Source organism: Cryobacterium sp. TmT2-59, from assembly GCF_004403545.1.
In the GTDB taxonomy this organism is placed as follows: domain Bacteria; phylum Actinomycetota; class Actinomycetes; order Actinomycetales; family Microbacteriaceae; genus Cryobacterium; species Cryobacterium shii.
The window spans coordinates 19,016-31,178 of sequence record NZ_SOGM01000018.1 but is presented as its reverse complement, the minus strand read 5'-3'; the positions used below and the strand labels follow the sequence as shown (position 1 = coordinate 31,178).

Below are 12,163 nucleotides of genomic sequence, written 5' to 3'. Positions count from 1 at the left end.
GTCGGGCAAGACCCATGGGGCGCCTCGGTTCAGTTAACAGCGGCTGTCGGGTCAGCTGCTCGGGTGAAGTGAGTGTAGCGCCGCACCTGAAATGCGGCGCGCCCCCAATCCAAGGGCCTGAATGTGACTGGAACGCCAATGCCTTCGCCAAGGCGAAGTCGTACCAGGAGACTATGGCCATGTCGCCAGAGTCGATTCGTGAGCAGCTCACCAGCGAGTATGGGGAGCAGTTCACCGCAGAGGAAGCCGACTTCGCAATCCAGCACTTGAACGGCTGACCAGTCGTCGAGCGCAACCAGCGCATAGCGGCAGACGTGCTCGCCGCGTATCGAGCGGGACGGAACTGCCTCGTTCTCTCGACCCGAGTTGAACATGTCGCTCGGCTCGCGGCGCTCCTGGGAACGGAAGCCGCCACGGTCGTTGTCCTGCACGGGAAGCTGGCCCCCAAGGAACGGCGCCGGATCCGGACCGAAATGTCCGACCGGGACCCCTCCGATCCGTTCATTCTCGTGGCGATCGACAAGATCGCCGGCGAAGGTTTTGACCTGCCCAGCCTCGACGCTCTCTTCCTCGCCGTTCCGATGGCGTTCAAAGGCCGGATCGTGCAACAAATCGGCCGCATCTCCCGCGCCTCCCGCCCCGCGACCGCGAAGCCCGGCCCTACCACGTCACAGGTGCACGACTACTGGGACGCCGAGGTACCGGTGTTTGATCGAATGTTCCGCAAGCGCCAGCGTGTCATCGCGAAGCTCGGCTTCACCGCGTCGGGCGAGGCCGACGCTGGGCCCCTGCCATCGGCCTCGCGACAAGTGCCCTGATGAGCGCAGCCAGTCTGTCCGCAGGGACGCTCGCGTTGGCCACGACAAGGCCCTGGCGCGCCGAGTCCGCCAGGGTATGCAGGATTCGAGCGGGGTCGAGCCTCGTCCCGGATACGGGAGCGGTTCCGATCGTCCAGCCACCGAGCTCGACCGGGGGCACGCGGACCACGAAACCAAGTGGAGTTCCGTCCGTCAGAATCACGCCAACATGGAGGACGATCGGATCAACAGAGAATGCAAGCCTGAGGCCTGGAACGGCATCAAATCCGCGGCCGCCGACGGTAGCCGTCTCGAATCGCGCACCATACGAAGGCACCAGAATGTCAATTTCGAGATCGCCCTTCACATAGTGATTGCCAGTCGTGTCCGTGTAACCCGCATCGACCAGGGCGCGGTGGATCGGTTGCGTCCCGTGGATCGGCGGTGAGGGTTGAACTCCATTTCCTCCGCAGCCCTCATTCTTTTCCTCCAGGAAGGCCAGCGCCTGACCACTGACTCCCGATCTGACCCAGCGCGAGGCGCGAATTCATTCGCTGCTCGGCCTCAGACGAAGGCGACCGCGCGCACCGGCGCCCCGTCGCCGCCGAGTCGCAGGGGGAAGAAGCCAATCCGCACCTGTGAGGGCAGGTCATCCAGGCCGCAGAGGTTCTCGACGATCAGCCCGCCGCGGCCCAGCACGACCTCGTGCACGGGGAAGGCGGCCGACGACGTACCGGTCGGGTCGGGACTCAGCGTGTCGACCGCGAGGATCCGCATCCCGCGAGCGACGAGCTCGCTGGCAGCACCGGCATCGAGGGCCGGATGTCGCACTGCGCGTGCGTCGCCGAACCACCGCGCCCAGCCCGTGTCGATCACGACTATCGGGGGCAGTCGATCCGGTAGCGGATGCTCCGCATTCAGCCGGTCCCACCCGTATACCTCGCCCTCGGCGAGCGCTCGCACCCGCACCACCAGCGCATCGCCGAGGAGCTCGTCGAGGGCCACATCGGCCATTGTCCGGCCACCGGCGACGGTATGGGACGGCGCATCTATGTGCGTCCCGGTATGAGATCCCATTCGCAGCCCCGTCACGGCCACCCCGTCGCGGTCGAGGTCCAGGGCGGCGTCGACGTGAACCGCCGGGTCGCCGGGATACACCGGCATCCCGTCGGTGATCGGGTGGCTGAGGTCCCGGAGCGCCGTGCGCGGCGGCGCTCCAAGGCCGTCAGCGAGAGGTGTCGGCATCGGCGAGGTGCCGGCTGGGCCCGAAAGGAGTCTTGCTGCGGCGCGCGAGCGAGAAGGCCAAGTACACGGCGAAGGTCAGGAGGAATGCGGGAACGGTCGCACCGAACGGAAGCGGCCACACGTACGCCCACACGTAGGCGGACGCCGCACCGGCGACCCACGACGCGACAGCGAGCCAATTGATGCCGCCGGTGTACCAGTAGCGACCGCCCTGGGCCTTCAGGATGTCGGCGCTGTAGCTGCCGCGCGCGACGATGTAGTAGTCGACGATCATGATCGCGAAGATCGGTGCGAACAGGGCGCCGATCGTGACCAGGAACGTCGTGAACTGGGCCAGCAGCCCGAAGAAGGTCGAACCGATGATCGAGATGAGCCCGAGGACGATCGCGGTGGGCAGGAACTTCACCCGGCGGCCTGGGAGCGCGTTGACCACACTCGTGACCATGCCGTAGACGACCATCGTGTTCGTCGCCATCACGGACAGGAAGATCGCGACCGCGAACAGGGCACCGAAGGGTTCGATGATCGTCACAGGGTCGAACGGCATCGCGTCGCCGCCCCCCAGGACGACGTAGCCGATCGCGCTCGCTCCGAGCGACATCGAGATCACCGTCGACAGGGTGTAACCGATTCCCGAGCCGACCACGCCCGCGCGAGTCGTCGATGCGAAGCGGTTGAAGTCGGCCGAGAGCACCGTCCACGATATGGCGGTCGCGACCACGACATCGAACGCCAGTCCCGGGGAGTAGAACGGCTCGAGCGGCGCCGGGATGGCCGCGAAGTCTGCCGGCGAGAAAGTAGTGAACGCCACGACGAAGATGTAGGCGGCGATCGCGAGGATGACCACGGCGAACCACGGTTCCACCCGAGCGACTCCGGCGTGGCCGAAGATCGCGAGGATCACGACGATCGTCTGGCAGAGCACCGCGAAGATGACGGGGTTCGAGAACCCGGTCATCGACGCGACGATGTAGTTGAGGGCGATCCCGGCGAGCATCGCCTGCACCCAGCTCCAGCCCATGAGGATGACCACGTTGGCGGCCACCGGCAGCAGGCTCCCGCGCGTCCCGAACGGTCCGCGCGTGATTGCCATCGTCGGCAGGCCGGTGCGCGTTCCGATCGCGCCGACCGTCACGAGCACTGCTGCTCCGACGATCGTTCCGCCCACGATCAGAGCGATGACGAGACCGAACGGCACATCCGGCACGAAGAGCGTGCCGGTCAGAAGGGTGGTGACCACAAGGTTCGCGGCCAGCCAGATCATGAGCACGCGGCCGAGCGAGTAGGTTCCGCGAACCGGGCCCGCGTCATCTGAGTTGGTGTCCAGTCGGCGGTCGAGACGGGTGTAGAGCGACATCTTTGGGCTCCTCGATGAAAGGGGTCGGGTCAGGGCTGGGGTGAGAGGTGTTCGTGGATGGCGATGAGGCCGCCAGAATCAGACCGGAAGACGATCGTTTCGCGCTCCCGGTAGGACATGGGTCCGTCCGCGGTGCTCACGCTCGTGCTGACGGAGTGGGTGAAGACGGCTCCGCCGGGAAACGCCTGCACCGCGGCCGCGCTCGATGCGCAGGATTCCACGCTCCAGCCGCCGCCCACCCATTCCTTCCACATGGCTTCGTAGGCAGCCCGGTCCTCGATGCGCGCAGGTTCGGTGTGGAAGACGAAGGTTGCGTCGGGTGCGAACAGTGAGAAGTAGCGCGGGCCGTCGGTGGCGGCGAACGCCTCGACGATGGCGGATGCCGCGGCACGGACTGCTTCGTCCGTCGGGGTGGGCAGTGTCATGGGTGTCTCCTGTGTCGGGCTTGTCGGTCGGGTTCGGCACTTCTACGTCGGGTCGGGGCTTTGTCCGTCGGGGTGGGTCACCTCAGGCGCCATCGCGCTCAGCAGCTCGTAGACGACGTGGCTGGCCGCGACCGCGGTCAGTTGGGCATGGTCGTACGCAGGGGCGACTTCGACCACGTCGGCGCCGATGATGCGCAGGTCGGCCAGGGCACGCAGCATCCGGAGCAGTTCTCGACTCGTGAGCCCGCCTGCCTCCGGTGTTCCTGTTCCCGGCGCGTGGGCGGGGTCGAGTACGTCGATGTCGATCGAGATGTAGAGCGGCGCGTCTCCGACTCTGGCGCGGATGCGTTCGACGGCGGCCGCGACGCCGTGCTCTTCGACGAATTCGCTCGTGACGATCGCAAAGCCGAGCCGGGCGTCGTCCTCGAGGTCGTCCTTCGAGTACAGGGGGCCGCGGATTCCGACGTGCATGCTCGCGGTCAGGTCGATGAGGCCTTCTTCGGACGCCCGCCGGAAGGGGGTCCCGTGAGTCATCGGCGCCCCGAAGTACGTGTCCCACGTGTCGAGGTGGGCATCGAAGTGCAATACCGCGACGGGCCCGTGCTGGGCGTGCGCGACGCGAAGCAGCGGCAGAGCGATCGTGTGGTCTCCGCCGATGGCGATTAGTCGGTCGGCGTGCTCGCTGAGCTGGCGCGCGCCTGCCTCGATCTCGGCTACGGCAGCAGCGATGTCGAACGGGTTCGCGGCGATGTCGCCGGCGTCGGCGACCTGCTGGGCGCCGAACGGGAAGACGTCCTGAGCAGGGTTGTACGGTCGCAGTAGGCGCGAGGCCTCGCGCACATGCGCGGGGCCGAACCGAGCACCGGGTCGGTAGCTCACTCCGCTGTCGAAGGGAATCCCGACGATCGCGATGTCTGCCCGCTCGACCTCGTCGAGCCGCGGGAGTCGCGCAAAGGTCGCGATTCCGGCGAACCGGGGCACGACACTCGCGTCCACCGGCCCGCGGGGCTCATCCGTCGCATCTTTGCTGAACGGTTGCATATTTGACAACTTTCGGTACGCTATAGACAACTACAGCGCTCACGGTACGCTGCCCCGGGCAGATCGTCAAGGACGAATGTGTGAGCAGCTTCGAGGAGGAACTGTGCGCGCCATCCACCCCACCGCGGAAGGCACCGCGACACCCATCGGCGCCAAGCTGCGCTCCGCTCGCACCGCTCAGGGCATGTCACTCGCCCAGGTCGCTCAGACGACGGGCCTCAGCAAGGGCTTCCTCAGCCGGGTCGAGCGCGACGAGACGTCACCGAGCGTGGCAACGCTTGTCCAGTTGTGTCAGGTGCTCTCGTTGCCCGTCGGAGCGCTCTTCGCCGAGCCCGATGTTCACCATGTCGCGTACGCCGACGCTCCGCGGATCAACTTGGGCGGAGTGCACGCCGACGAGCGACTGATGTCGCCGCGCGGCGAGGAGCGGGTTCAGCTGCTGCGATCAGAACTCGAGCCCGACGCGCACGGCGGGTCCGATCTCTACACAATCAACTGCGACGTCGAAGCGCTCCACGTCGTCTCGGGATCACTCACCGTGCGATTCGCCGGTCGCACCGTGGCCGTCCACGCCGGCGACGCGCTGACCTTCCCCGGTCGAGAGCCGCACACCTGGCAGGTCGAGGGCGGCGAGCCGGCCGTCGTGCTGTGGGTCATCGTGCCCGCGCCGTGGAGCGGCTCGGCCTGACCGAGACCGCGTCGTATTCGAACCCCAGCGTCCAGTTCAGCGCAGGCAGGGGCGCGGCCGCCCCGAAATCGTTGAGGAATCCGCGGATGGCATCCAGGAGCCCGGCAGATAGAACCCTCTCCAGGTCGGGACCGAGGCCGGTCATCCACTTCGTCCCTTCCGCAGCAAGGTGGTCCGCCACAGCTTCGTCGACGCGTTCGAGGGCGACGCTCGGGCCGTCGAACTCGGCCGCCCGCAGCGCATCCGGGTCCACGTCGACCGCTTCACGCTAAACCCTGTCCGCGTCTCACTCTGAACGTTAGGCTGGCCAACAGAACCCTTGAGATCGGAGGACCAGCATGAATGGTGACGGCACACAGAGTGAACCGATCCAAGACCAGCATTCTCAATCGGACGAGGACAAGGTGGCGGGGATTCTCGCACAGGAGGAAGCAGACCTCGCCGGCCACAGTGAGCCCCAAGTCCTCGACGCGCTGCGTGAACGATTCGCAGATGCTGGACACACCGTGAGCGAAGAAGCACTCCAAGACCATGCGCGTCGAATCGCCGGCCTCGACCCGAACGATTTCTCCAGCAAAACACGGTGACTTCCTAACGACGATGCAGCGCCACCATCGCGGATTCCGACAGGGTTCTGCGTGGGCATTCAGGAGCGGCGTAGGAACCGGATCAGAACCGCGGACCCAGGCCAGCGACAAACAGTAGCGTCGCCGCTGCCGGCCGAGCACCCCTCGACATGTGCGAGTCCTCATCGCGTCGGCGGAATCTGGACGGGGCGGCCTGGGTGCGAGCCTCTTCGGTCACCCCACTCTCGGCGAGCGGATCGGCGTTACTGCCCATCAAGGCGGCCACCCGTTCTCCACCGCGTCGACGCGGTCGGATGCCAGAAGCGGGAGCGAGTGAACTCTAACTCTCTCCCGGCTTCATCAGCAAAAGGGGGTCGTCCCGTCCCCTTCCGAGTATCGCCAAGAACACGGATCTCAATAAGAATCCCTCAACGATGGTTCGGCGACCGCAAGGTGGTGCGCGAGGGAGAACGCTCCGCACGGTCCCGGATGCCCCGGAGCATCCGCTCGGTCATGAGGAAGCTCACCATCTCGATCGGCTCCACGAGCACCTTGGCCCAGTCGGTGAGGTGCCGTACCGCTCGTGAACGACAAGCCGCGTCGACCCCTCGGTTCGAGGTTGAAGGACAAACGCCCACGTGAAGTCGTAGGGTGCTCCGGCGCCCGTGCCGTCGAGGGCGACCGCTCCGCCCAACACGAGATGGTGCTCATCCTCGAGATGGACAACCGACAACACGACCTCGGGAGCAAGATTCACATCGTCGCCGACGGAGCGGATCTGTAGTTCGGGCTCGACAGTGTCGACGCTGTGAATCTCGACGCCGGCGAGGTTCTCGACCCAGTCGTAGGTGTAGAAGCCGCCGCGGTTCTGGCCGAGCTGCGCAAGCCAAGGCCACACCTCGGAAGGTGTCGCAGAAATCGATATACCGCGGGTCGCTGTGAGGTCGGGGTTGGGCAACGGAGCTGCGGTCCAGCATTGAGGGTGCTTCCTCCTTGTCTCTGATCTTGACCGGGATCAGCCATTGGTCCCACACGTCCGGGGTCAAGAACACGAGCATGCGGTCGTGGATCTCACCTGACGCATCACGCGCTGCACGCGTGATGATCGTGAACGTGATCTTCCACATGTCGTCCTTTTGGCGGGCCGCGTAGAGGCCGGCCGCAGCCAGCACATCGCCATCTCCGTGGATGAAGTAGGGCTGCTTGCCGTCTTCCAGCCAGAGGAGCGCCCACAGAACGTTCCGTTGGTGGCGGATTATAGTCAGGCCTCGACGGCCGAGCCTGTCGTGCCAGACGGGGCCTAATAGCCGTCGTCTCGGTCGTGATCGGTCGACGTCTCGGCCAGTGGTCGGCGAGTCAGGCGTACGAGCGCGCTCGCTCGTTTGCTCGCTGAGGGCGCAGTCACCGTCTCACTTTGCTGAGATCGACGAGGGCGACAGGCTCACCTGGCGAGCTCTGCTAGCTCCTCGGCGAGCAGATCCTGCAGCGTGGCTAAGTCGGGGCAGGCATCGGGGTCGGCGATGAGAGTGATCGTGAGATCGCCTGCGTATGAGAGCACGGTGAATGAGACGGTCACGTTTCCCGTCGAGGCGCTCAGCGGGACAATCGCGGTGACCGGGCAGCCAAAGATTGACAGGCGCTGTTCTGGCCCGCGCAGACTGCTTACAAAGGTGTGGATTAGACGCTGCCGGTCGACGAACCATTGGAATAGTCCCAGCTGGGCGAGTATCCGAAAGAACGGGCCGAGCAGGGCGGTCGTCGCACCGGGCGACGATCGTTTGGCCTTCCGGGTCCCCTCTGCTACGAATCGCAATCGACTCGCCGCGGCGCCGACTCCAGGCACCCGGATCGGGATCACCCCGCTGCGATTGCCCAAGTCTCCGTGCGTCGCGGCGCGCCGCTCGGAGAACGGCACCGAGACGATGAACCGGTCGACAGCCTCGCCGCGCAACGCGAGGAGCCGGTGCAGCGCGCCACCGATCGCGGTAAGCACGACGTCGTTGACCGTGGCTTTCTGGGCGTGACCGGCGTTGCGGATCCCGACCAGCGCCACCGTGACCGTAACGAGGCTTCGTCGCGGGCCGGTCGGCCGGTTGAGCGAGGTTGGCCTCAGGCGCGTCCACCGCACCGACCGCAATTCCCGGGCCGCGTCCTGGAGGCGGCGCAGCAAAACGGGGAGACCTCGCAGCGAACCTAGCCGACGGGTCCAGGCGTCGATGGCGAGCTGGCGAATGGACGCTTGCCGCCGCGGAAAATCGGATTCACGCGTCTTCGGGCCCACGGCCCGGGGCTTCCCGGTGGCTTCCGACTGGTCTACGAGCCCGCCCAGCACAGCCAGGCCAGCCACGCCATCGGCGAGCACGTGGTGAAAGACGACGATCAACGCGGCTTGGTCCCGCGCTACTCCGGTGACAAGTGTGGCTGCCCAGAGCGCACGGGTGCGCGGCAGCGGAGTGACCAGCAGCACTGCGGCTAGATCAAGTACCGCCTGCTCGTCCCTGGGGGACGGGCAGGGGATGACGCTCACATGCTCGGTCACGTCGAAATCGGCATCGTCTACCCAGATCGGCCGCCCACAGCCGAACGGCGCAGGCACGAGCCTCTTCCGTAGCCGCGGCACGCCCGGAAGACGCTGGGCGAGAAGGTCGACAGCCCGCTCGACATCGAGCCCAGTCCCCGAACCGAGCACGTCAACCGTGTCGATCATCAGCACGGCACCCACCTGCAACGGCGAAGCTCCGTGCTCGGTTGCCAGCGACATCAGATCGTCGGTACTCACCCGGTCGATCGAAGACGACACCCCCATATCTCCAAACTATACCCACGGCAATCGGGTATGTCGCGCCTGTGATTGAGCCTGGCAAAAACACGGACAATCTCGACCATCGGCGGTGTGGCGAACCCCGACAAAAGCCGGTCTCTCGGTGCGTGGATTTGGTGACGGATGTCCCATCACTGGTGCCACCGGATGTGCGGCCTTAGGATCCTTCGGCTCCGATCCATCCGAACAGCACGTTGGCAATACGGCCAAGAGCGCGGGCCACTTATCAAGAGTGCCCGCACAACGTTCGCTATCCGATTGGTCCTCGTCCGGGCGGCTTGACGGCCTGACCATTAGTCCGATCGCTCGAGGCTCACACCGACGGCAGCCGGCAGGGGTGCGCGGCACCCGAGCCGCGGGAGTACGCTGCGACGAATGACGGGACGCTGACGACCCGAGGAGGTGCCGGTGGGCCATGCACGGACGGGGAGACTCGTCGCATTCGAGTGGCTGGTCATCCTCGGTCTCGTCACTGGTGGGGTCGTCTTCGGGGTCCTGGGAACGGGCTCTGCGGACATTGACCTGCCGGAGAACCCGCTCGATATCAAGGTCGGGCAGAGCGTCGCAGAAGGGGCGCCAGAGGCGTCAGTAGATCCACTGGATAGGGATGTCATCGTGCGGCTCCAATGGATGATGTCGTCAAGCGGTGAAGTGGAGATAAATGCGTTCGCCACGAGTCACGCAGAGGCTCCCGATCCTCCTTTCACGATCGTCCTTTACTGTGGCGCCCGGTTGAACGACCTCGAAGGGATTGCGAAGAACCTCGATGGCACCGGCATCCAAGACATCTTCGCGGCCGCCGCGATGGACCATGTCGAGCGGGGAAAACCGAGGGGCGAGCCCGCCAAATTATCCACGTCGTAGGATCGGCGCAATTCACCGGATTTCTGGAAGGCAACTGGACAGACGCAAAGGCAGGCCAACGAGTCGCGCGAACACCGTCAGTCGGGTACTCGGGAGCGGAGCCCGACCTCCTTGAGGTCTCGGCGGAGTCGAAGTTTTTGGCGATTCTCACCGCACCAGCAACCGCCCTGTTCGAGAGTGCGACACCTGGTCAACTGGATGAAGGTGACGTGGTGTACGGCTCACCGAACGCAATGATCGACCGGAATGACAATTATGAGCTCGCTGCCGTGCAGTGGGAGACCGAACCAAAGCCGCTCAACACCCAGACCATGCTGCTTGGAAGCGGCATCGCCCGGTGGACTCTCCTGGGAGGGCAGGCGAGGGTTCCGTCCGTCAGAATCACGCCAACATCGAGGACGATCGGATAAACAGAAAAGGCGAGCCTGAGTCCTGGAGCGGCATCAAATCCGCGTCCGCCGACGGTAGCCGTCTCGAACCGCGCACCATCACTCCCGCGGGCGTTCGAAGTGGGTGGGGGAACGGGCATCCCAGCAATCACGCGGCTACGGCCGTTCATGGTGAGCGCAGACGGCTCGGAAAGCGAAGAGATGCTCGCCCCCAGGAACCCCGGATGCCGCTCGCGACATGGACGTACTCCCCTCCCCACCCGGATGTGAGTTACGGCCCTGCCCGTCGCGGCCCTGCCCGTCGCGGCCGGTCTAGAGGTCTACGAGGTCGCGCCACTGTGCGGCAACGGACCGCAGCTCATGAGGGTGGTTTCGACTTCGCTGCCGGGCCACGCCGTGTTCATGTGAACATCTCCCGCGTCCACGGCGATCGTTCTGGGTAGGCGTTCGCCGGGTCGGATGACGAATGTCGGCTCGACGGGTTCGGCGATAAGTCGATTCGTTGGCCTCACGGGGGGCACGGCAAGACGACTCAGATGTTTATCGGGCCGGGCGACGGCGGTGCCGGCGTTGGTTCGCCGTTGAGGATGGCGTTCACGATCTTTTCCGCACGTGGAACTAGGGCATCACCGGGGTAAAACTCTTCATAGAGTTCCTCCGCGTCCTCGAGCGTGTGCACCTGACAGAGAGCGAGCAGAAGCCGGATATCGCGAGTGTCGCGTCCGGGGCGGTTCGCGCGAAGCTTCATTGCAAGCATCCCCTGTTTGGATGCCACTTGAATGACGATGCCGTCCTGATCGTAAATTGTCTCCCACTCGACGACGCGGCCGAGGGTCGGGACGGCATCGGCCTTCGTGACCTCGAAGTTTAGCCACTTCGCGTCCCACCCATGCTTCAGTGCGACTCGTTCGGCGGCGGCAGCGACGGAATCGTCCGAGCCGGGGCGGACGTGAAGGACGTCCAGGTCCTGCGTGGTCCCCCGATCGAAGTAGCACAGGGCGAGCGCCGCACCGCCCACGAGACGGATGCCGGCCACCTCACCCGAATTACGAAGCTCGGCGACGAGATCACGGAGGCCGATGATGATCGCGTTGCGGTCCAGCGCGGTGCCGGACATCAGACGCTCGCGAAGGTATCTGCCCATGCAAGAACGCCGCGTTCGGCGAACTCGTTCGGCACGTCATCACGTTCGGGCGCGGGGTCGGCCGGGTCGACCCGGAACACGACAGGTTCGGTCAGTGCGCGATCGGGGTTGTTGACCCATCCAGGCAGCGGGATGTTCTCTTGATTGAGCCGCCATGCCACGAGAGCCGCGATGGCGGCATCCCACATATGATCGCCGGTGGGTTCCGGCTCTGTCAGCCCAAGGATTCCTCGAACGAGTCCGTGTTCGGCGATGAGATTATCGTTCAACTGAAGCAAAGCCCGGAGCGCGCGGTCTGTATCCTTCGCTCGAAGATACTCTCTGATCGCCTCTGCGGCGCTGGCAGCGTCATCACGACGCGTGGGAGCGGCATACAGGCGGTGTCCGGCGCCGGCAAGCAGCCGATCGACCGTACTGTAGGCAGCATCCCGTCCACGCTCATGATGGGAGACGCTGGCCTGGTCAATGCCGGTTAGCTCTGCGAGTCTCGCCTGAGTGAGGCGTTTGCTCCGGCGAGCGGCGCGGACGAGAGTAGATGAAGCTGCCACAATCGCCTCCTCCTTATTTCCAATATGACTTTCACATCATATTCTAGCGCGCACTCGATGCAACCCGTGCCTGAGGGTCTGGCCTGCACCGGCAGGATTGGCCTGCAGGGACGCCACTGCCCCGAGGTTTCGATACTCAGGTCTCGACGGGTTCCGGGTCAGGGCTTCGGGTCAGAGCCAGCCTCGGTGAGTGACCAGGCCGTGACGGGGACTTCGCCGCCCGCGACGTTGCGAAGCTCGTCGACGAACCGGCCCTGTAGGCGTTATTGCGCCGCCAG

The 12,163-nt window shown here is 65.3% G+C and carries 14 protein-coding genes and 1 pseudogene; 5 read left to right on the top strand and 10 right to left on the bottom strand.

Features of this window, described 5'->3' with window-relative positions; genetic code table 11:
* The first annotated feature begins 14 nt into the window (after window positions 1-14).
* Together E3T24_RS18225 and E3T24_RS02700 are read left to right on the top strand one after the other, a co-directional pair.
* Window positions 15-278 carry an Ltp family lipoprotein gene (locus tag E3T24_RS18225; protein WP_134434259.1) on the top strand — a complete coding sequence of 88 codons (264 nt, stop codon included), beginning with the start codon at window positions 15-17 and terminating at the stop codon, window positions 276-278.
* Window positions 279-314: 36 nt separating this feature from the next.
* Window positions 315-818 carry a helicase-related protein gene (locus E3T24_RS02700; RefSeq protein WP_166787181.1) on the top strand — a complete coding sequence of 168 codons (504 nt, stop codon included), beginning with the start codon at window positions 315-317 and terminating at the stop codon, window positions 816-818.
* A 543-nt stretch (window positions 819-1,361) separates the two neighbouring features.
* Here E3T24_RS02700 and E3T24_RS02695 read toward each other — a convergent pair.
* Genes E3T24_RS02695 through speB form a run of 4 tightly spaced genes read right to left on the bottom strand, consistent with a single transcriptional unit; the run spans window position 1,362 to window position 4,865 of the window.
* Window positions 1,362-2,042, bottom strand: coding sequence for a cyclase family protein (locus E3T24_RS02695; protein WP_134368075.1), 681 nt, complete (start codon window positions 2,040-2,042; stop codon window positions 1,362-1,364).
* Window positions 2,023-3,399, bottom strand: a complete 1,377-nt coding sequence (locus E3T24_RS02690) for a cytosine permease (protein ID WP_134434258.1) — start codon at window positions 3,397-3,399, stop codon at window positions 2,023-2,025. Before E3T24_RS02690 ends, E3T24_RS02695 begins: the two co-directional genes overlap by 20 nt.
* Window positions 3,400-3,428: 29 nt before the next feature.
* On the bottom strand, window positions 3,429-3,824 hold the full coding sequence (locus tag E3T24_RS02685) for a nuclear transport factor 2 family protein (RefSeq protein ID WP_134402305.1): 396 nt from the start codon (window positions 3,822-3,824) through the stop codon (window positions 3,429-3,431).
* 42 nt (window positions 3,825-3,866) lie between these two features.
* Window positions 3,867-4,865: an agmatinase gene (speB, locus tag E3T24_RS02680; RefSeq protein ID WP_134368078.1), complete on the bottom strand. Its 999-nt coding sequence runs from the start codon at window positions 4,863-4,865 to the stop codon at window positions 3,867-3,869.
* 103 nt (window positions 4,866-4,968) lie between these two features.
* On the opposite strand from speB, the gene E3T24_RS02675 reads away from it, so the two are divergent.
* A complete protein-coding gene (locus tag E3T24_RS02675) occupies window positions 4,969-5,553 on the top strand; it encodes an XRE family transcriptional regulator (protein WP_134368079.1) in 585 nt (194 codons plus the stop codon).
* Here E3T24_RS02675 and E3T24_RS02670 read toward each other — a convergent pair.
* Window positions 5,519-5,806, bottom strand: a complete 288-nt coding sequence (locus E3T24_RS02670) for a hypothetical protein (RefSeq protein ID WP_134368080.1) — start codon at window positions 5,804-5,806, stop codon at window positions 5,519-5,521. The two genes, E3T24_RS02675 and E3T24_RS02670, sit on opposite strands and share 35 nt — an antisense overlap.
* Before the next feature lie 85 nt (window positions 5,807-5,891).
* On the opposite strand from E3T24_RS02670, the gene E3T24_RS02665 reads away from it, so the two are divergent.
* Entirely contained in the window at window positions 5,892-6,140 is a 249-nt protein-coding gene (locus E3T24_RS02665) for a hypothetical protein (RefSeq protein WP_134368081.1), read from the top strand.
* Window positions 6,141-6,642: 502 nt separating this feature from the next.
* Here E3T24_RS02665 and E3T24_RS17800 read toward each other — a convergent pair.
* The 3 genes and pseudogenes from E3T24_RS17800 to E3T24_RS02655 form a co-directional block, all read right to left on the bottom strand.
* Window positions 6,643-7,077 (bottom strand): hypothetical protein, encoded by a 435-nt coding sequence (locus tag E3T24_RS17800; RefSeq protein ID WP_241978602.1) that lies wholly within the window; start codon window positions 7,075-7,077, stop codon window positions 6,643-6,645.
* A 19-nt stretch (window positions 7,078-7,096) separates the two neighbouring features.
* Window positions 7,097-7,336: pseudogene (locus E3T24_RS18150) on the bottom strand (SOS response-associated peptidase family protein); the annotation flags it as partial.
* Between the two features lie 224 nt (window positions 7,337-7,560).
* A complete protein-coding gene (locus E3T24_RS02655; RefSeq protein ID WP_166787139.1) occupies window positions 7,561-8,919 on the bottom strand; it encodes a wax ester/triacylglycerol synthase domain-containing protein in 1,359 nt (452 codons plus the stop codon).
* Between the two features lie 429 nt (window positions 8,920-9,348).
* On the opposite strand from E3T24_RS02655, the gene E3T24_RS02650 reads away from it, so the two are divergent.
* Entirely contained in the window at window positions 9,349-9,804 is a 456-nt protein-coding gene (locus E3T24_RS02650; RefSeq protein ID WP_134368083.1) for a hypothetical protein, read from the top strand.
* 921 nt (window positions 9,805-10,725) lie between these two features.
* On the opposite strand, the gene E3T24_RS02645 is transcribed toward E3T24_RS02650, so the two are convergent.
* Together E3T24_RS02645 and E3T24_RS02640 are read right to left on the bottom strand one after the other, a co-directional pair.
* Window positions 10,726-11,310: a hypothetical protein gene (locus E3T24_RS02645; RefSeq protein WP_134368084.1), complete on the bottom strand. Its 585-nt coding sequence runs from the start codon at window positions 11,308-11,310 to the stop codon at window positions 10,726-10,728.
* Window positions 11,310-11,885, bottom strand: coding sequence for a helix-turn-helix transcriptional regulator (locus E3T24_RS02640; protein WP_134368085.1), 576 nt, complete (start codon window positions 11,883-11,885; stop codon window positions 11,310-11,312). The genes E3T24_RS02645 and E3T24_RS02640 overlap by 1 nt, the downstream gene beginning before the upstream one ends.
* Window positions 11,886-12,163 lie beyond the last annotated feature (278 nt).